The sequence below is a fragment of the Stenotrophomonas pavanii genome, assembly GCF_900101175.1.
GTDB classification, from domain to species: domain Bacteria; phylum Pseudomonadota; class Gammaproteobacteria; order Xanthomonadales; family Xanthomonadaceae; genus Stenotrophomonas; species Stenotrophomonas pavanii.
The window spans coordinates 99,188-118,919 of sequence record NZ_FNFQ01000004.1 but is presented as its reverse complement, the minus strand read 5'-3'; the positions used below and the strand labels follow the sequence as shown (position 1 = coordinate 118,919).

General features: G+C 67.6%; 16 protein-coding genes and 1 tRNA gene. 9 read left to right on the top strand and 8 right to left on the bottom strand.

The genetic code is table 11. The features are described from left to right. The first annotated feature begins 196 nt into the window (after positions 1-196). A complete protein-coding gene (locus tag BLS66_RS09120) occupies positions 197-586 on the top strand; it encodes a hypothetical protein (RefSeq protein WP_049459858.1) in 390 nt (129 codons plus the stop codon). A 93-nt stretch (positions 587-679) separates the two neighbouring features. Here BLS66_RS09120 and BLS66_RS09115 read toward each other — a convergent pair whose 3' ends face one another. The 3 genes from BLS66_RS09115 to BLS66_RS09105 all read right to left on the bottom strand — a co-directional run bounded on the left by BLS66_RS09115 (position 680) and on the right by BLS66_RS09105 (position 2,505). Continuing rightward, positions 680-1,219, bottom strand: a complete 540-nt coding sequence (locus BLS66_RS09115; protein ID WP_074725690.1) for a pseudouridine synthase — start codon at positions 1,217-1,219, stop codon at positions 680-682. A 65-nt stretch (positions 1,220-1,284) separates the two neighbouring features. Further along, positions 1,285-1,545 carry a hypothetical protein gene (locus BLS66_RS09110; RefSeq protein ID WP_074725689.1) on the bottom strand — a complete coding sequence of 87 codons (261 nt, stop codon included), beginning with the start codon at positions 1,543-1,545 and terminating at the stop codon, positions 1,285-1,287. Between the two features lie 102 nt (positions 1,546-1,647). Continuing rightward, positions 1,648-2,505, bottom strand: coding sequence for a class I SAM-dependent methyltransferase (locus BLS66_RS09105; protein WP_064239493.1), 858 nt, complete (start codon positions 2,503-2,505; stop codon positions 1,648-1,650). 169 nt (positions 2,506-2,674) lie between these two features. On the opposite strand from BLS66_RS09105, the gene BLS66_RS09100 reads away from it, so the two are divergent. The 4 genes from BLS66_RS09100 (at position 2,675) to BLS66_RS09085 (ending at position 7,213) form a co-directional block, all read left to right on the top strand. Then, a complete protein-coding gene (locus tag BLS66_RS09100; protein WP_049470769.1) occupies positions 2,675-3,631 on the top strand; it encodes an aldo/keto reductase in 957 nt (318 codons plus the stop codon). Between the two features lie 750 nt (positions 3,632-4,381). Beyond that, positions 4,382-4,454, top strand: a tRNA-Gln gene (locus BLS66_RS09095). Between the two features lie 357 nt (positions 4,455-4,811). Next, positions 4,812-5,936, top strand: a complete 1,125-nt coding sequence (locus BLS66_RS09090) for a slipin family protein (protein WP_074725688.1) — start codon at positions 4,812-4,814, stop codon at positions 5,934-5,936. A gap of 56 nt (positions 5,937-5,992) precedes the next feature. Further along, positions 5,993-7,213, top strand: a complete 1,221-nt coding sequence (locus BLS66_RS09085) for an RtcB family protein (protein ID WP_074725687.1) — start codon at positions 5,993-5,995, stop codon at positions 7,211-7,213. A gap of 95 nt (positions 7,214-7,308) precedes the next feature. Here the strand turns inward: BLS66_RS09085 and BLS66_RS09080 are convergent, their stop codons facing one another. Together BLS66_RS09080 and BLS66_RS09075 are read right to left on the bottom strand one after the other, a co-directional pair. Continuing rightward, positions 7,309-8,214, bottom strand: a complete 906-nt coding sequence (locus BLS66_RS09080; RefSeq protein WP_074725686.1) for an NAD(P)/FAD-dependent oxidoreductase — start codon at positions 8,212-8,214, stop codon at positions 7,309-7,311. Then, entirely contained in the window at positions 8,204-8,659 is a 456-nt protein-coding gene (locus BLS66_RS09075) for an Rrf2 family transcriptional regulator (RefSeq protein WP_049470756.1), read from the bottom strand. The genes BLS66_RS09080 and BLS66_RS09075 overlap by 11 nt, the downstream gene beginning before the upstream one ends. Before the next feature lie 183 nt (positions 8,660-8,842). Here BLS66_RS09075 and BLS66_RS09070 point away from each other — a divergent pair, with 183 nt between their 5' ends. Further along, entirely contained in the window at positions 8,843-10,963 is a 2,121-nt protein-coding gene (locus BLS66_RS09070; RefSeq protein ID WP_074725685.1) for a methyl-accepting chemotaxis protein, read from the top strand. A 222-nt stretch (positions 10,964-11,185) separates the two neighbouring features. Then, positions 11,186-11,995, top strand: coding sequence for a 2,5-didehydrogluconate reductase DkgB (dkgB, locus tag BLS66_RS09065; RefSeq protein WP_074725684.1), 810 nt, complete (start codon positions 11,186-11,188; stop codon positions 11,993-11,995). Positions 11,996-12,109: 114 nt separating this feature from the next. Here dkgB and BLS66_RS09060 read toward each other — a convergent pair whose 3' ends face one another. Then, complete coding sequence (locus tag BLS66_RS09060) at positions 12,110-12,817, bottom strand: alpha/beta fold hydrolase (protein ID WP_049459847.1); 708 nt, start codon at positions 12,815-12,817, stop codon at positions 12,110-12,112. A gap of 98 nt (positions 12,818-12,915) precedes the next feature. On the opposite strand from BLS66_RS09060, the gene BLS66_RS09055 reads away from it, so the two are divergent. Then, positions 12,916-13,296: a YbjQ family protein gene (locus BLS66_RS09055; protein WP_074725683.1), complete on the top strand. Its 381-nt coding sequence runs from the start codon at positions 12,916-12,918 to the stop codon at positions 13,294-13,296. Positions 13,297-13,369: 73 nt separating this feature from the next. Here the strand turns inward: BLS66_RS09055 and BLS66_RS09050 are convergent, their stop codons facing one another. After that, positions 13,370-16,090, bottom strand: a complete 2,721-nt coding sequence (locus tag BLS66_RS09050) for a bifunctional acetate--CoA ligase family protein/GNAT family N-acetyltransferase (protein WP_074725682.1) — start codon at positions 16,088-16,090, stop codon at positions 13,370-13,372. An 85-nt stretch (positions 16,091-16,175) separates the two neighbouring features. After that, complete coding sequence (mgtE, locus tag BLS66_RS09045; protein ID WP_049471211.1) at positions 16,176-17,546, bottom strand: magnesium transporter; 1,371 nt, start codon at positions 17,544-17,546, stop codon at positions 16,176-16,178. 341 nt (positions 17,547-17,887) lie between these two features. Here mgtE and BLS66_RS09035 point away from each other — a divergent pair, with 341 nt between their 5' ends. Continuing rightward, positions 17,888-19,666, top strand: a complete 1,779-nt coding sequence (locus BLS66_RS09035) for a monovalent cation:proton antiporter-2 (CPA2) family protein (RefSeq protein ID WP_049459610.1) — start codon at positions 17,888-17,890, stop codon at positions 19,664-19,666. Positions 19,667-19,732 lie beyond the last annotated feature (66 nt).

Sequence of the window (19,732 nt, the reverse complement as noted above, 5' to 3'; positions counted from 1 at the left end):
GTAGTGCCGGCCGCTGGCCGGCAGCCCCGTGGCACCAGGTGGAGCGCATTGCCGGCCAGCGGCCTGCACTCCCCCTAGCGGACCTGCCTGATCCTGAATGGCTACGCTGAAGTCACACCGCCTGCGTCCCCGACTGACATACCGTTTACGGGCAACGCGCGACACTGGACTTCGACCCGAGGCAAAGGACCCCCGCATGAGCAAGCTGACCGTGATCACCGACCGCGCTCTGGAGCGCGCCCTGGACCTGGCCCATAGCGCCGGCGACGGCTTGAAGAGCGCCGGTGGCAGCCTGCGCCATCTTGGCCCGCAGGCCAGTGACTGGATCAAGACCGGCGCGGCGCTGGGCGCCGTCAAGACCGGTGGCAAGGTCGCCACCAAGTTCGCCCGCCGCAACCCGGCCGTGACCATCGCCGCCGCTGCAGTGGGCGTCGGCCTGCTCGGCTATGCGCTGTACCGCAAGCAGCAGAAGAAGAAGGCCGCCAACGGCCACGTGGTGAATGGGCAGGCGCAGCGGATCAGCGCGCGTGACCGCCGCAACGATACCGTGGTGGACGAGCACAGCGATATCGGCAGCGACGCGTGAATCCACCGGGGTCGGATCCTTCCGCAGGAAGGGCTCTGACCCCAGGGCAGCGCATGAGGGCCGGACGCCGCAAGGCCTCCGGCCCTTTCTGTCTCAACCGATCTGCCGCCACTGTCCGGGCTGCAGGTCGTCCAGCCGGTAGGGTCCGATCGACACCCGCACCAGCCGCAGTGTTGGCAGGTTCACCGCCGCCGTCATCCGCCGCACCTGGCGGTTGCGCCCCTCGCGGATCGTGATCGCCAGCCAGCTGTCAGGCACGGTCTTGCGGAAGCGTACCGGCGGATCGCGCGTCCACAACGCGGGAGCCGGATCAAGGCGTTCGATCTTCGCCGGCAGGGTCGGCCCGTCATTCAGTTCCACCCCGTCGCGCAACCGCTGCAACTGCTCGTCACCGGGCGTGCCTTCCACCTGCACCCAGTAGGTCTTGTCGGCCTTGTGCCGGGGGTCGGTGAGCTTGTGCGCCAGGGTGCCGTTGTCGGTCAGCAGCAGCAGGCCCTCGCTGTCATGGTCCAGGCGGCCGGCGGCATACACGCGCGGCGGCAGGCCGAACCCGGCCAGGGTCGGCCGTGGCGGCACACTGCGGTCGGTGAACTGGCAGAGCACGTTGAAGGGCTTGTTGAAGGCGATCAGCATTGCAGGCACGGCAGGCGGCGGGTGTGGGCATTGTCCCATTCCCGCATCGCCGCCGCGATCACCACTCAGCCGAAGACCTTCCTTTCCATCAACAGCGCAACGAGCACCACCGCGGCGCCGCACGTGGCGGCAGCGTTGGCGCGGTAGCGTAGCCGCACTACCGGTGGGCAGGCCCTGCGCGCACGTTCGTCCCACAGGCAACCCACGAGCAGCACCGCAAAACCTGCCGCCGCCACGAGATCATGCACGTGACCCGCATGGAACACGAAGTCGTACAACCGCGGCAGCGCCATCAATGCGAAGGCGAAGTACAGAACCTTCTTCAACTATCCATGTCCTTGAATTCGATTAGGCCGCAGCGCGCGCGGTGAGCCGAGCATCGGCTCGGCTCTACGGGGCACTCCACGCTGGCGCTACGGCGTGCCGGCTTACGGCTTGATGAAGCGCAGGGTCATGCGGTCGCTTTCGCCGATCGCCTGGTACTTCGCATCATCGGCCTTGTCGTGCTGGTTGGTCGGCGGCAGCGTCCACACGCCGTTCGGGTGGTCCTTGGTGTCACGCGGGTTGGCGTTGACCTCGCTGCGCGCGTCCAGTTTGAAGCCGGCGGCTTCGGCCATTGCGATCACCTGCTGCTGGCCGACATAGCCGGTGTCATCGTCATCGGCCACGTCGGCCTTGGCGCGGTGCTCGACCACGCCCAGCACGCCACCGGGCTTGAGCACGTTGAAGAAGCCCTGGAACATGCCCTGCGCCTGGCCAGCCTTGCGCCAGTTGTGCACGTTGCGGAAGGTCAGCACCACATCGGCTGAATTGGCCGGGCCGAACACCGGCTTGGCCGGATCATAGGCCACCACGGCAGTCTTGCCGAACTGTGCCGGCGCGCCGGCGTACTTCTTTTCCAGGCTGTCGCGGCTGCGCTGCTGGTAGTCACGGCCGCGACCCTCGGGCACCGCCATCGGATCGACCACGGCAGCCACGTAGCGGCCCTTGTCCTGCAGCAGCGGCGCCAGGATCTCCGAATACCAGCCGTTGCCGGGCGTGATCTCGATGACGGTCTTCTCCGGCGTCACCTTGAAGAACGACAGCGTCTGCGCCGGGTGGCGGAAGCCGTCGCGCTTGACGTTGTTGGCATCACGGGTGGGTGCCTTCACCGCCGCCTCGATCGCCGGTGACACCTGGATCTTCGCCGGCGCCACCGTGGCCGGTGCGGCGAACGCAGGAACAGCGGCAATCAGGGCCGAAGCAAGCAGCAGGCGGCAACCACGCAGGGACGAAACAGGCATCATCGGAGCGACTCCAGCGGAAGATGCGGCGAGACTAGCAGCCGCGGCGCACCAGGTGTTCACAAAACGTTAGCTGCGCGCCTGACGCGGAACACTGTTTTGTGGTTGCCGCCGCAGCACGGTCACACAACGCGTTCTATTCTGGAGCACTTCCCCCAAGGAGTCCGTGCCCATGACGGCAACCCGCGAACTGGGCCGTTCCGGCCTGCATGTACGTCCGCTCGCCTTCGGTGGCAACGTGTTCGGCTGGAGCGCCGATGAGAAGGCCAGCTTCGCCCTGCTCGATGCCTTCGTTGACGCCGGTTTCAATCTGGTCGACACCGCCGATGTGTACTCGGCCTGGGTGCCGGGCAATGCCGGCGGCGAATCGGAAACGCTGATCGGCAAGTGGTTTGCCCGCAGCGGCAAGCGCGACAAGGTGGTGCTGGCGACCAAGGTGGCCAAGTGGGCCGAGCGCCCTGGCCTGACCCCGGACAACATCAATGCGGCGGTCGAGGATTCGCTGCGCCGGCTGCAGACCGACGTGATCGATCTGTACCAGGCCCACGAGGATGACGAGGCGACGCCGCTGGAAGCGACGCTGGCCGCGTTCGGCCGGCTGATCGAAGCCGGCAAGGTGCGCGCCATCGGTGCGTCCAACTACAGCGCCACGCGCCTGGCCGATGCCCTGAAGGTGTCCACCGACTACAAGTTACCGCGTTACGAAACGCTGCAGCCGGAGTACAACCTGTATGACCGTGCCGGCTACGAAAAGGAGCTGGAACCCCTGGTGCAGCGCGAACAGATCGGCGTGATCGGCTACTACGCGCTGGCCAGCGGCTTCCTCAGCGGCAAGTACCGCACGCCGGCCGATGCAGCCAAGAGCCCGGCGCGTGGCGAGACCGTGGTGAAGCGCTACCTGAACCCGCGCGGCCTGCGCATCCTGCAGGCGCTGGACGACGTGGCCAGCAAGCACAGCGCAAGCGCTGCGCAGATCGCACTGGCATGGCAGATCGCGCGGCCGTCGGTCACCGCACCGATCGTCAGCGCCACCAGTGTCGAGCAGCTGCACGACCTGCTGGCAGCGGCCAATCTGTCGCTGAGCGTGCAGGACATCGCGCAACTTGACGCCGCCAGCGCCGAAGCCTGAGACCCGGTGGTGCCGGCCGCTGGCCGGCATGACACAGTCAGGTAGTGCCGGTCGCTGGCCGGCATGACACAGTCAGGTAGTGCCGGTCGCTGGCCGGCATGACACAGTCAGGTAGTGCCGGCCGCTGGCCGGCATCGCGCGGTAAAGAAGAAAATAATTGAACAAAATGGTTGCGCGCGACTAAATCGTGGTTTATCGTGCGCACCTCGTTTCAACGACCACTGGAAACTTCCCTTGAACGCGCATTCCGTCGCCATCGCCAAACTGCTGCCATGCCTGCGCATGGACGTGCTGGCGCGCGCGTTCGGCAGGGAAGCCCAGCTGACAACGGCCTGATACCCGCCCTGCGGAGATCGGCCACCCCGATCTCCGAGGCCTGACGACGCCCTCGGAACGCAAGTCCCGGGGGCGTTTTCGTTTGCGTCGGCACAAGGACCCGCGATGCCAGAACTGCACCCCGCGCGGCAACCCGCCGCTCACTGACCCAGGATTTTCCCGCCCCGCCGAAGGATTTACTTCGCGATTGGCGACGCCTGGACATTATCTGCATCGCTCCCAAACATTATCGCTCGCGATAATGTCGGTGGCCTGCACCCTCGATTCTCCAACGGTCCCGTTTCCACCACGGGCTGGTGCGCGCGGCGTTGCCGTGGCGTATGCCGGAGGTCGCGGACATGCCATCGCCTGGATCGCCTGCTGGAGGCAGGCACCGGTTCGCCGGTACGCGGTTCGATTCCGCGCGGTCCCCAACTGGATAGCTCAGTAGGGTAGAGCAACGGATCCTGATTCCGTCTGTCGTGGGTTCGATTCCCACTCCAAACCACATGACCTGTCACGTCATGACCTGAAGCAACACCCGGGGCGCAAGCCCCAGCGGCCATCGTCGCCGTCCACGGTCATCGCCTTCGGGCAGGAACGTGGAAGGCAACGGACCGCACGCCGGGCCCCGGCCCGCCGCCACTGCCAGCCACGTTCCGCCCTGGTGCTGCCTGCAGGGAACGACGATGGCAGCACTGCCGGTGCACCGAAGGCTCCGCGCGCGGACCGTCCGCCGATGGCCGCCCTCTTCCGCTGCCTGCACGTGGTGTGCAGGCGGCCGCGCCACGACCTGATCGACCCGGGTCATGGCGATTCATCCGCAACGGGTCGAACCACCAGAGCCATACAAGGAGAGACTCCCATGTTCTGGACCATCAAGGTCGTGATCGGCGACGGCGAGCGCGGCCTGGTGTATCGCAACCGTCGTTTCCAGCAGATCCTGCTGCCGGGCGTGCACCGCCTGTCGCTGTTCGGCGGCCGCCCGCACGTGGACATCCACACCGCATCGAAGGGCGCGGCCTACACCGGCAGCGACCAGGACAGCCTGATCGAAGCGCTGGGCGCACAGCTGGACACCCACTTCGTGCTGGCCAATGTCGGCGCCACCGAGGTCGGCCTGGTGCTGCGCAATGGCCGCATCGATGAAGTCCTGCCGCCGGGCAGCCGTCGCCTGTACTGGCGCGGTTCGGTCGACACCCAGGTGCGCGTGATGGCGCTGGGTGACGAGCCGCGCATTGCGGTGGACGTGCAGCAGCGCCTGGGCCAGCTGGGCGTGCTGCCGCGTGTGGCGGTGATCAGCACCGTGCCGAGCGAGTCGGTGGGCCTGCTGTTCATCGATGGCACGCTGCGGCAGACGCTGGACGCCGGCCTGCACGCGTTCTGGAACTTCAACGGCAACGTGTCGGTGGAGCGCGTGGAACTGCGTGCACGGTCACTGGACGTGTCCGGCCAGGAGCTGCTCAGCCGCGACAAGGTGACCCTGCGGGTGAACCTGGCCGCGACCGTGCAGGTGGTCGACCCGGTGCGTGCACACCGCACGCTCAGCAATGCCGATGAGTTCGTCTACCGGCAGCTGCAGTTCGGCCTGCGCCAGGCGATTGCCGCGCGCAGCCTGGACGAGCTGCTGGGCGACAAGGCGGCGCTGGACGGTGAGATCGCCGCCCATGTGCAGGCGGCGATCGAGGGCCACGGCGTGCGCTTGCTCGGCGTCGGCATCAAGGACGTGATCCTGCCGGGCGAGATGAAGGAGATCCTCAACGGCGTGGTGCTGGCCGAGAAGCAGGCCCAGGCCAGCGTGATCCGTCGCCGCGAGGAGGCCAACGCCACGCGTTCGCAGCTCAACACTGCAAAGCTGATCGAGGACAACCCGGTGCTGATGCGCTTGAAGGAGCTGGAGGCACTGGAGAAGGTCACCGAGAAGATCGACACGCTCACCGTGTTCGGCGGCCTGGATGGCGTGCTGAAGCAGCTGGTGACGATCAGGTAGGGGGTAGCGGCGGCGCAGGGACGCGCCGCCGGCCCATCAAGGACATACACGAAGACATGGACACGCAACAGAACTATCAATGGCTGCACGCCGAGGGCACCACGCCGATCAAGGGCTGGGTCAACGGTGTGCCGCTGGAAGCGCAGGCGCATGAGCAGCTGCGCAACATCGCCGCGATCCCGTTCGTTGGGCCGTGGGTGGCCGTGATGCCGGACGTGCACCTGGGCAAGGGCGCGACCGTGGGCTCGGTGATCCCGACCCGCGGTGCGATCATCCCGGCCGCAGTCGGCGTCGACATCGGCTGCGGCATGGCGGCCGTACGCACCACGCTGCGCGCCAACGACCTGCCCGATGACCTGCGGCAGCTGCGCAACAGCATCGAGCGCAGCATTCCGGTCGGCAATGGGCGTGGCGGCGAGCATCACCGCATGCCCGACAGCATCCACACCCGGTTGGTGCAGTCGGGCCTGGCCAACGGCCTGGAGAAGATCAAGGACAAGCACCGCAGGATCCGCACCGACAAGCTCGACCGCCAGCTGGGTACGCTGGGGGGTGGCAACCACTTCATTGAACTGTGCCTGGACGAGGCGGATACGGTGTGGGTGATGCTGCACAGCGGGTCGCGCGGCACCGGCAACCTGATCGGTACCTACTTCATCGAGAAGGCGCGCGAGGAACTGGCCCGGCGCGTGCTCGGCTTCCACCTGCCGGACAAGGACCTGGCGTTCTTCATGGAAGGCGAGCCGCTGTTCGATGACTACGTCGAAGCCGTGTCGTGGGCGCAGGACTATGCCCGGCAGAACCGCGAGGCGATGATGTCGCGCGTGCTGGCCGAGATGCGCCACCGGTTGCCGAAGTTCCAGCTGGCGGCGATGGCGGTGAACTGCCACCACAACTACGTGCAGAAGGAAACGCACCACGGGCAAGAGCTGCTGGTGACCCGGAAGGGGGCCGTCAGTGCCCGCGAGGGTGAGCTGGGCATCATTCCCGGCAGCATGGGCACGCGCAGCTACATCGTGCGTGGCAAGGGCAACGCCGACAGCTTCCACAGCTGCAGCCACGGTGCCGGCCGGGTGATGAGCCGTGGCGCCGCGCGCCAGCAGATCACGCTGGCCCAGCATCGCGAGGCCACGGCGCACGTGGAATGCCGCAAGGACAGCGGCGTGCTGGACGAGTCACCGGCCGCGTACAAGTCGATCGACGATGTGATGGCCGCGCAGCTGGACCTGGTCGAGGTGGTGCACACCCTGCGCCAGGTGCTGTGCGTGAAGGGGTAACCGAGCGGTGCCGGCCAAGGCCGGCCGCTACCAGAGCAGCACGTCGCGTCGGGGGTCAGATCCCTTACTGTGAAAGGGATCTGACCCCGGCACATTCAGCGCGGCACGCTGTCTTCGGCCACCAGCGCGTGGTGCACGCCGATGCCCGCGCGCACGCCTTCGGCCATGGCCAGGGTGATGTTGCCGACCGTGGTCGCATCGCCTGCGGCATACACGTTGGGCACCGAGGTCTGCTTCATCATGTCGACCTCGATCAGCTCGCCCAGCGGGCTCTCGGCCAACGTGCAGCCCAGCTGCTGCACCAGCGGTGTGGCCATCACCTGGGTGGCCGGCACGAACAGCGCACGCTGGGCGATGCGGCGGCCGTCGGCCAGCTCCACCTCCAGCCAGGTCGGCTGGTCGCCCTGCACGCGCAGCACCGGTGACGTCTCGATCTGCACGCCGCGCTGCTGCATGGCGGCGCGTTCCTCATCGGTGATGTCCCGTCCCATGCTGAAGAACGTGACATTGCCCCAGTCGGCGAACAACGGTGCCTTGCTGGCGGACATCGGATGGCCACCAAGCAGGCCGATGGCGCCGCCACCCACTTCGTAACCGTGGCAGTAGGGGCAGTGCAGCACGGTGCTGCCCCAGCGCTCGGCCAGACCCGGCAGCGCCGGCAGCTGGTCGGCGATGCCGCTGGCCAGCAGCAGCTTGCGCGCGGCCAGCACTTGGCCATCGGCGGTCCGCACTTCCACGCCCTCTGCGCTGGCGTTGGCCTGCAGGGCCTCGGCATGGACCCAGCGCACCGTGGGGTAGTCCAGCAGCTGCTGGCGCGCGGTCTTCAGCAGCTCGGCACCACTGATGCCATCCAGCCCTGGCACGCCGTGCGAATGGCTGGCGAAGCGGTTGCGCGGCGAGCCGGCGTCAATGATGGTGACCGGGCGGCGGGCACGGGCCAGGATCAGGCCGGCGGCAATGCCGGCATAGCTGCCGCCGACGATGAGCACATCAGGATTCATGGTGACCTTCCAGGGAACGGTGATGGGCGAGATGGCGGGCGAAGTCGGCGCCGAGCTGGTCCAGCGTGGTCGCCCGCAGGCGCGCCTCCAGCAACCGCTGTGCCTCGCGTGCCCCCTCCAGCAGCGCGCTGTTGACCAGCTGCTGGATCGGGCAGCCGCGGCCGGCGTCGCGGGTACCGACCTGCACCAGGGGCGGTGCGCCCACGGCCAGGTAGATGTCATGCAGGGTGATCGCCGCCGCATCGTGGGCCAGCTGGCTGCCACCCCCATGGCCGCGGGTGCTGCGTACCAGGCCGGCCTTGTGCAGCTGTGCCAGCAGGCGGCGGATCACCACTGGATGGGTCGGCAGGCAGGACGCCAGCTGCTCGGAGGTGCGTGGGCCATCCTGGCCGACCAGGTGCGCCATCACGTGCAAGGCGTCAGAGAGCGGGTTCGCGGATTTCATGTAACTACATTAGTTACATTTATATCCCCTGTCCAGGGTCCGTATTTGTTCCATATGGACACATTTGTCCTATGAAACACTTCCTTCACATCACTAAACGAAACGCTAATGTGATGCTTGTCGCACTTCAGCGGAAGCGTAGCGGGTCGATACCGCATTGCCCCTTCCCGAGAGTGCTTCCCGATGAATGCGTCTGTCCGTGCTCCGCGCCTGCAGTCCAAGCTGCTCGGCGCGGTTTCTGTTGGCTTGGCCGTGGTCCTGCTGTGCGCACTGGCAGGCCTGGCCTCCGCCTGGTTGAAGTTGTCCACCGAGGTCCCGCCCGAAGTCGCGCACAGCCGCGATGCCGAACGCCTGCAGCGTGAGTTCCGTGGCCAGGTGCAGGAATGGAAGAACGTGCTGCTGCGCGGGCACGACGACGCGCTGCGCCAACGCCACCTGGATGGCTTCGACAGCGAAGGCCGCCTGGTCGAGCAACTGGCCAAGGGTCTGGCCACCAGCCCGGACCCGCGCACGCGTGAGCTGGCGCAGGCGTTCGTTGGCCTGCACGCGCAGCTGCAGCAGGACTATCACGCGGCGCTGCAGGCATTTGCCGCGGCCGGCTACGATCCCGCGGCCGGCGACAACCTGGTGCGCGGCAAGGATCGCCCGGTGGCGATGGCACTGGATGCGCTGAGCACGCACGCCACGCAGGTGGCTGAAGCGGCGGTGGCGTCCCGTTCGCAGCAGGCCCGGCAGACCCTGCTGCTGTGCGCGGCACTGACCGTACTGGCCGCCGTGCTGCTGCTGATCGGCCTGGCCTGGTGGCTGCGGCGCGCGGTGGTGCAGCCGGTGCTGGCGGTGGAAGCCGCTGCACGTGCGGTGGCCGCCGGCGACCTGCAGCACGTGGTGCAGGTGCGCAGCCGCGATGAGATCGGCCGCCTCGCGCAGGCCATGCAAGCGGTGCAGTCCACCCTGCGCAGGGTACTGGATGCCCAGGCCGCGATGGCACAGGCGCACGAGGCCGGCACCATCAGCCATCGCATGGAGGCCGATGCATTCCCCGGCGCGTTCGGCACCATGGTGGCCGACTGCAACACGCTGGTCGATGCGCATATCCAGGTGAAGATGCGCGCGATCTCGATCATGGGCCGCTATGCGGTCGGCGACCTCAGCCAGGACATGGAACGCCTGCCCGGCGAGAAGGCGGTGATCACCGAAGCACTGGACATGGCCAAGCACAACCTCGGCAGGATCAATGGCGAGATCCGGCGCCTGGCCGAAGCTGCCGGCGCGGGAGACTTCAGCCAGCGTGGCGACAGCGCGAGCTTCGAGCACGACTTCCGCGCGATGGTCGATGGCCTGAACCGCCTGATGCAGACCACCGAACTGAACCTGGGCGAAGTCTCGACGATGCTGCGCGCGATCGCCGATGGCCGCCTCGGTGCACGCATGCACGGTGATTTCCAGGGTGTGTTCGCGCGTATCGCCGGCGATGCCAATACCACCGCCACGCAGCTGGCGACCATCGTCACCGACATCAAGCACGCCTCCGGCAACATCCACACCGCCGCCGCGGAGATCGCCGCCGGCAACAATGACCTGTCGCGCCGCACCGAGCAGCAGGCCGCCAACCTGGAAGAGACGGCAGCATCGATGGAGGAACTGACCTCCACTGTGCGCCAGAACGCCGAGCACGCACGCCAGGCCAACCAGCTGGCGATCGGCGCACACACGGTCGCCTCGCACGGCGGCAGCGTGGTCGGCCAGGTGGTGGCGACGATGGGCGCGATCGAGACCTCGTCGCGGCAGATCGCCGACATCATCAGCGTGATCGACGGCATCGCCTTCCAGACCAACATCCTGGCGCTGAATGCCGCCGTCGAAGCGGCACGGGCCGGTGAACAGGGCCGCGGCTTTGCGGTGGTCGCCAGTGAAGTGCGCACACTGGCGCAGCGTTCGGCGGCGGCCGCGAAGGAAATCAAGTCGCTGATCGAGGCCTCGGTGGAACAGGTCGGACAGGGCGCGCAGCGCGTGCGTGAGGCCGGCGACACCATGGCCGAGATCGTCGCATCGGTGCAGCGGGTGACCGACATCATGGCTGAGATCTCCGCGGCCTCGCAGGAACAGAGCGCGGGTATCGAACAGGTCAGCCAGACCGTGGTCCAGATGGATGGCACCACCCAGCAGAATGCCGCGCTGGTGGAAGAAGCCAGCGCTGCCGCGCGCAGCCTGGAGCAACAGGCCAACCGCCTGATCGATGCGGTGGATGTGTTCGACCTGTCGACCACGGCGGCGGCGAAGGACGCGTTGGCGCGCGCGGCCTGAGCAATCTTCCGGGTTCCCCACGTCGCGGGGATCGGTGACGCCCGACCGTGGGTCGGGCGACGGCGGGAATCGGTGCGGACCCACGGTCCGCACCCACCAGGGCCCGCGGCGGACCTGCGGTCGTATACGGCGGCGCAATGCACCGTTGCCGGCATGCACACGGCGACTGGCCTACCCTTTCGTGGACATTCCCGCCTCCCTCCCCCTCTGCTGGAGCCCCCCATGACTGTCCCCGCCTTCGGTCTCGGCACCTTCCGCCTGAAAGACCAGACCGTGATCGATTCCGTGCGCAACGCGCTGGAGGTTGGCTACCGCGCCATCGATACCGCGCAGATCTACGGCAACGAAGCCGAGGTCGGCCAGGCCATCGCCGATTCCGGCGTGCCGCGCGACGACATCTACCTGACCACCAAGGTCTGGATCACCGCGTTCAAGCGCGATGCGCTGCTGGCCAGCCTGCGCACGAGCCTGGAAAAGCTGCGCACCGAGTACATCGACCTGGCGCTGATCCACTGGCCATCGCCGAACGACAAGGTTGACGTGCCGATGGAGGAGTACCTGTCCGCACTGGCTGAAGCCAAGGCGCAGGGCCTGACCCGTGAGATCGGCATCTCCAACTTCACCATCGCGCAGACCCGCAAGGCGATCAGCATCCTCGGCGCCGGTGCCATCGCCACCAACCAGATCGAAATCCACCCCTACCTGCAGAATCGCCTGCTGGTGAAGTTCCTGCAGGACAACGGCATCCACATCACCGCCTACATGAGCCTGGCCTATGGCGAGGTGATCAAGGACCCGGTGATCCAGGCCATCGCCGGACGCCACCAGGCCACGCCGGCGCAGGTCGCGCTGGCCTGGGCGCTGCAGCAGGGCTTCTCGGTCATTCCGTCCTCGACCAAGCGCGAGAACCTGGCCAGCAACCTGGAAGCAGCAGCGATCCGCCTGACCGACGAAGACATGGCACAGATCGCCAAGCTCGACCGCGGCCATCGCCTGGCGAACCCGGAAGGCATCGCGCCGGCCTGGGATTGAGGCAGTGTTGTTGCAGAGCCGCGCGCACGCTCGGCTGCTGCCTCGCTGGAGCCGAGCCTAACTCGGCTCCACAGGAGGTGCCGACCAAGGCCGGCATCTACCAGAAGACGGGGATCATCCCCTGCCCTGCAGCAACCACCCACGCATTGCCGCACTGACCTCCTCCGGCTTTTCCATCGGTGCCAGGTGCCCACAATCGGGCACCACCACCAGCTGCGAGTGCGGCACCATCGCGTGCATTTCTTCGCTCACCGCCAACGGCGTGATCCGGTCATTGGCCCCGCACACGATCAGCAGCGGATCGCGGTAACCGGCCAGCACGTCGTGGCCGTCACGGCGCTCCAGTGCGCTCTGCCGCAGGAAGACGTCCGCACCGAGGCGGGCGGTCATGTCACGCACGCGCTGCACCAGCACGTAGTCGTCCAGCCGGGACGCATCGATGTAGCTGCGCATCAGCACATCACCGAAACCATGGAACTTTCCGGGCAGGCGCACGCTGGCGCGCTGGCTGCGGCGCTGCTCGGCACGTTCCGGTGAATCGGCGTGGATCGAGGTATCGATCAGCGCCAGCTGCAGCACGCGCTCTGGCGCAATGCGCAGGATCTGCTGGGCCACGAAGCCGCCCAGTGAGAAGCCAGCCAGCGCAAAGCGCGCCGGTGCCTGTGCGAGCACGTCCTCGGCCACCGCCTGCAGGGTCTCGCCACGGGTCTGGTCGCCGACCGTACAATCGGCGATGTCGGCCAGGTCAGCCAGCTGCGCGCGCCACAGCTCGGCATCGTTGAGCAGGCCAGGCAGCAGGAGCAGGGGGATACGGTCGGTCATGGCGGTATTGTCGCGCCGGTGCGGTGAGGGAACCATGCCGCAACGGGCGGTTGCGTTGTAGAGTCGAGCAAGCTCGACTCTCCGATACGGACGCGACCATGGCAGACCCCTACAACGGCGGTACCCCCACCCCACCCGCGCTGCGCTTCGACGATTCGCTGGTCACCACCGCCTTCGAGCTGCCCGGCCATCGCGTCGTGCGCAACCTGGGTGTGGTGCGCGGCATCACCGTACGCTCGCGCTCGATCGTCGGCAACTTTCTCGGCGGTATCCAGACGATCTTCGGCGGCAACATCACCATCTACACCGAGCTGTGCGAACAGGCTCGCGAGGAAACCTACCGCGACATGGTCAAGCACGCGCGGCAGCTGGGTGCCAACGCAATCATCGGCATGCGCTACGACGCCACCGATGTGATGACCGGGCTGACCGAGGTGCTGTGCTACGGCACGGCGGTGGTGGTGGAACCCACGCGTTGAAGCTGTAGAGCCGAGCCCATGCTCGGCTCAGGCGTGCCCGTATGATGCTAGGCAGCCGAGCGTGGGCTCGGCGCTACACCGGGACGTCGGGCACTTCGACCTGCTGCACCGGCAGCGTCACCACCATCACCGTCGGGTCATCCGGGTCCAGCCGGGTCTTGAAGCCCAGGCTCTGGCACATCGCCAGCATGGTGCTGTTCTCGCGCAGCACCTGGCCTTCGACCACGTCCAGCCCCAGCCACTTGGCGTACTCGATCATGATCGCCATCAGCCGCCAGCCGATGCCGTGGCCCTTCAGGTCCGAGCGGATCAGGATGCCGTACTCGCCGCGGTGGTAATCGGCATCGGCGTGCAGGCGCACCGCGCCGAGCATTTCGCCACTGCGCGGCTCGATCGCCACCAGCGCAATCGAGCGCGCGTAGTCGAGCTGGGTCAGGCGCGCGATGAATTCGTGGCTGAAGTGCTTCACCGACTGGAAGAAGCGCAGGCGCAGGTCTTCGTCGCTGACGCGGGCGAAGAACGCGCGGAACAGCGCATCGTCTTCCGGCCGCACCGGGCGCACGAACGCGCGGCCGCCATCGGACAGTTCGATGGTGCGCTCCCACTCCTTCGGGTACGGGAACACCGAGAAGCGCGGATGGCCGCGGCCCTTGTGCAGGATGCGCGACGGCGCCACCGCCACGCGCGCGTCGAGGGCGAGGATGCCCTTGCCGTCGACCAGCAGCGGGTTGATGTCCAGCGTGCGTACTTCGGGAATGTCGGCGGCCAGCTGCGCCAGCTTGACCAGCGCCAGCGCCAGTGCGCGCTCGTCGGCGGCGGGCACATCCCCGTAGGCCTTGAGGATGCGCGAGGCGCGGGTCTGGCCGATCAGTTCATGGGCCAGGCGCAGGTCGAGCGGCGGCAGTGCCAGCGCCTTGTCATTGATCACCTCGACTGCGGTGCCGCCACGACCGACCACGATCACCGGGCCGAACGTTGCGTCATCGGCAATGCCGACGATCAGCTCACGCGCTTTCGGGCGCACGATGGTCGGCTGCACCAGCAGGCCGTCGATGCGCGCGTCCGGCCGCAACTGGCGCGCACGTGACAGGATCGCGTTGGCCGCGCTCTGCACCGCCGGCAGCGTGGACAGGTTCAGGCGCACGCCGTCCACTTCGGACTTGTGCGGAATGTCCGGCGACAGGATCTTCAGCGCTACGGACGCACCGCGTTCCAGCAGTGGCTGCGCCAGGTCCATCGCTTCGTGCGCATCGCGCGCGTGCATCACCGGCGCGGACGGAATGCCGTAGGCCTTGAGCAGCTCGTGCGTGGCCAGCGGGTCCAGCCACTGCTGCCCATTGGCCAGCGCGGCATCGACCAGCGTTCGCGCGGCCGCCGCATCGACGTTGAAGTCCTGCGGCAGGCTGGGCGGCGTTTCCATCAATGCGTTCTGCGCCTCGCGGTAACGCACCAGATGCTGGAAGCCGCGTACCGCCTCGGCCTCGGTCGGATAGGTCGGCACCCGTGCCGCGTTGAGCGTGGCGGTGGCCTGGTCGTCGTTGCCCAGCCACACCGCGAACACCGGCTTGTCGCGATGATGGCGCGGACGCAGGCCGAGCGTGCGGGTGAGCGCCTGCGCAGCGTCTGCAGACGACGTGAATGCGGTGGGGACGTTGACCACCATCACCGCGTCGTTCTCGTTGTCGGCCAGCAGCGCTTCGATGGCCGCGGCATAGCGCTCGCCATCGGCATCGACCACGATGTCGACCGGATTGCTGCGCGACCAGCCCTGCGGCAATACCGCATCGAGCTTCTGAACCGTGCTGTCGGACAGGGTGGCCAGCGTGCCACGCAGCGCGATCAGCTGGTCCACGGCGAGGCGGCCGACGCCGCCACCATTGCTGAGGATGGCCAGGCGGCGGCCGGGGAACGTGCCCAGCCGCCCGAGCGATTCGGCGGCGGTGAACAGCTCGTCCAGCGCGCCCACGCGCAGCAGGCCGGCGCGGTTGAAGGCGGCGCCGTACACATCATCGGCACGGGCCAGGGCCTGCACATGGGTATCGCGGCTGCCCGGCTGCACGCGCTCGGCGCGGCCCGACTTGACGACCACCACCGGCTTGGCGCGGGCGGCGGCACGCGCGGCCGACATGAACTTGCGCGCATCCTTGATCTGCTCGACATAGAGCAGGATGGCGCGGGTGCGGTAGTCGGTGGCGAAGTAGTCGAGCAGGTCACCGAAGTCGACGTCCATCGTGTCGCCCAGCGAGACCACCGCGGAAAACCCGACCGAGCGCGCCACGCCCCACTCCACCAGCGCGGCGGCAATGGCCGAGGATTCGGAGATCAGCGCGAGGTCGCCGGCCTGCGGGAAATGTGCGGCGATGCTGGCATTGAGCCGCGCGTGCGGCGCGATCACGCCCAGGCAATGCGGGCCGAGGATGCGCAGGCCATGCTTGCGCGCCACCGCCTCTACCTGTGCCGACAGCGAGCCGGGGCCTTCGCCCAGGTGCGCGGTGAGGATGATCGCGGCCTGCACGCCGCGCTCGGCGGCGGTGCGCACCACCTGCGGCACGATTGCCGCTGGTGCCGTGATCACCACCAGGTCAGGCACCCAGTCCAGGTCCTTCAGCCGCTTGACCGTGCGGATGCCATCGATCTCGGCGTGCCGCGGGTTGATCCACGCCACCTTGCCGGGGAAGCCGGTGCCGCGCAGGTTGCGCATCACCGCACGGCCGGCCGAGCGCTCACGCGGGCTGCCGCCGATCACCGCGACCGACTGCGGACGGAACACGGACTGCAGGTGGTAGGTACTCATGCGCCTACGGTACCCAAAAAAGGGGACGGAGGGGATTAAGTCGTTTGTGCACAAACGACTTAATCCCCTCCGTCCCCTTTTTTCGTTACAGCAGCGTGCCGTGCAGGATCAGCGCGGCGATGCTGAAATAGATCACCAGGCCGGTGACATCCACCAGGGTGGCCACGAACGGCGCCGAGGCGCTGGCCGGATCGAAGCCGAGCCGCTTCAGGACGAAGGGCAGCATCGAGCCGGACAGCGAGCCGAAGGTGACGATGCCGACCAGTGCAGCGCCGATGGTGATCGCCAGCAGGATCCAGTGCTCGCCGTAATCATGCAGGCCGCCCAGCTGCCAGATCACGATGCGCACGATGGCCAGGCAGCCGAGGATCGCGCCGAGCACCATGCCGGTCGGAATCTCGCGCAAGGCCACCTTCCACCAGTCGCGCAGGCGCAGCTCGCGCAGTGCCAGGCTGCGGATCAGCAGCGACGTGGCCTGCGAGCCGGAGTTGCCACCCGAGCTCATGATCAGCGGAATGAACAGGGTCAGCACCACCGCCCGCGCCAGTTCGTCCTCGTAGTGCTGCATCGCGCTGGCGGTCAGCATCTCGCCCAGGAACAGCACGCTCAGCCAACCGGCGCGCTTGCGCAGCATCTCGAAGAAGCCGATCTGCATGTACGGCTTGTCCAAGGCTTCCATGCCGCCGAACTTGTGCGCGTCCTCGGTGGATTCCTCGATCAGCGCGTCGAGCACGTCGTCGACGGTGACGATGCCCAGCATCTGCTGCTGCGCATCGACCACCGGGATCGCCAGCAGGTCGTGGCGGCGGATCAGCCGCGCGACTTCCTCCTGGTCCATCAGTGCATCCACTGTCACCGGCGGATTGACCTGGGCCACGTCCAGGATCGACTCCTCCGGCAGGCCGGTGATCAGCCGGCGCATGGTCACCACCTGCTGCAGCTGCTGGCTGGCCGGGTCCAGCACGTAGATCGCGTACACCGTTTCACGCGTGCGCTCGACCTGGCGGATGTGCTGCAGGGTCTGAGCCACGGTCCAGCTGGCGGGCACCGCCACGTATTCGGTGGTCATCAGCGCGCCGGCGGTGTTCGGCGGGTAGCTCAGCAGCTTCTGGATGACCTGGCGGGCGTCGCTGCCCAGCAGCGGGATCAGCCGTGCGCGCTCTTCCTCATCCAGCTCGTGGACGATGTCGGTGGCGCGGTCATCGGCCATCAGACCGAGCAGGGCGGCGGCGCGGGCCGGTGGCAGCGCGGCCACCAGCTCGCCGCTGCGCTGCAGCTCGGGTGCTTCCAGCATTTTCACTGCACGCGGCAACGGCAGCGCGGCCAGCGTTTCCGCGGCGCGGGTCAGTTCCAGCGTGTTGAGGAATTCCACCGCATCGGCGGTGTTGTAGTTCGCCAGTGGTGCGGCCAGGGCAGCGGCATCGGCCACCGGGCGCAGCAATTGCTTCTGGTTCATCGGTTCTGCCTTGTGGGGTGCGACCTCGCGCAACGCCAACGCAGGCAGACCGTCCCGATGTCAGGCGGTGGCCATCGCTGGCGTCGAACGAGGTCGACTTCTACTGTCGCTGGACATGGGTTGGGGACTCCGGGATGCGTGTGCGGCGGTCGCGCCGCCAGCGGCGGGCAGTCTGGACCCGTGCGCCATGCAGGTCAACCCGCTGGCCCTGCGCCAGGCGCCGGCATGGCAGGTTGTTCTCGTGCCTGCACCGGCCGGCGCGCATAATGGGGCCGTGGCGCTCGCCACGCCTTTCCCCCGAACGGACGCACTGCGGGCTTCCCCGATGACCAGGTATTCCCATGCATAGCGGTGGTCTGGAACTGGCCCTGGTGCTGTTGCTGGCAGCGGTCATCGCCGTGCCGGTGTTCAAGAAGTTCGGCTTCGGCGCGGTGCTGGGCTATCTGGCGGCGGGCGTGGTGCTGGGCCCGGACGGGTTGGGCTTCGTGCAGGACGCCGACCGCATCCTCGGCGCGGCCGAGATCGGGGTGGTGATGCTGCTGTTCGTGATCGGCCTGGAGCTGTCGCCGGCGCGCCTGAAGGTGATGCGGCGCTCGGTGTTCGGTGCCGGTGCGGCGCAGGTGGCGCTGTCCGGGCTGGTGCTCGGCGGCCTGCTGCTGCTCGACCATTTCCAGTGGAAGAGCGCGCTGGTGGTGGGCGTGGCGCTGGCGCTGTCGTCCACCGCGGTGGGCCTGCAGCTGCTGTCCGAGCACAAGGCGATCAACAGCGACCATGGCCGGCTGGGCTTTGCCATCCTGCTGTTCCAGGACCTGATCGCGATTCCGCTGCTGGCGGCCATCCCGCTGCTGGGCGGGGTGAAGAACGAGACCCTGCGCATCGAGGATGCAATGGTGGCGCTGGGCGCGCTGGCCGTGGTGATCCTGTGCGGGCGGCCGGTCCTGCGCCGGGTATTTGGCATCATCGCGCGCACCCGCAGCCCGGAAGTGTTCACCGCCACCGCCCTGCTGGTGGTGCTTGGCACCGCCTGGTTCATGCAGGAAGCCGGCCTCAGCCCCAGCCTGGGCGCGTTCCTGGCCGGCGTGCTGCTGTCCGATTCGGAATTCCGGCATGAACTGGAAGCGCAGATCGAGCCGTTCAAGGGCCTGCTGCTGGGCCTGTTCTTCATTGCCGTGGGCATGGGCATCGACCTTGACCGCATTGCCGCCGAGCCCTGGCTGATCGCGGCCGGCGTCGCGATCCTGCTGGTGGTCAAATTCAGCCTGCTGTACGTGATCGGCCGCATCGCCCGGCTCAGCCGGCGACAGTCGCTGCTGCTGGGCAGTGTGCTGTGGCTGGGGGGCGAGTTCGCCTTCGTGGTGTTCAACGAAGCGCAGCGCGCGCACCTGCTGGGCAATGCCAACCACGACCGGCTGGTGGCCATCGTCGGCCTGTCGATGGCGATCACGCCGCTGCTGATGATCGTGCTGCTCAAGCTGCTCGGCCAGGAGAAGACCACACCGCGCGAGGCGGCCGAGGCCGACAAGGTGGCACCCGACAACCGGCCCAAGGTGCTGATCGCCGGCATGGGGCGTTTCGGCCAGGTGATCGCGCGCCTGCTGACCGCGCAGAAGGTGCCGTTCGTGGCGCTGGAGGCGAACCCGGACACCGTGGCCGACCTGCGCCGCTTCGGCAACCAGCTCTACTACGGCGATCCGACCCGGCCGGAGATGCTGCGCGCCGCCGGCGGCGAGCACATCGATGTGTTCGTGATCACCGTGGACGACCCGGAGACCAACCTGCGCGCCGTGCGCATGGTGCGCCGGCTGTACCCGGACGCGAAAGTGCTGGCGCGCGCGCGCAATCGCCAGCATGCGTGGCGCCTGATGGACATGTCGGCCGAGCCGTTCCGCGAGGTGTTCGGTACCAGCCTGGAGATGAGCGGCCGCGTGTTGACCGCGCTGGGCGTGGCACCGGACGTGGCCGAGCGCCATGTGCAACGCTTCCGCGAACACGACGAGCAGCTGCTGCGCGACCAGTATCTGGTGTACGACGACGAGGCGGCGGTGATCCAGACCTCGCGCGATGCACGCAATGACCTGATGCACCTGTTCGAGGCCGACGCGGAAAGCGACGACACCTAGGTGTGCCGATCGAGGGTGGACCTGGTAGTGCCGGCCGCTGGCCGGCAGCCTCGGTATCCCGGAGGT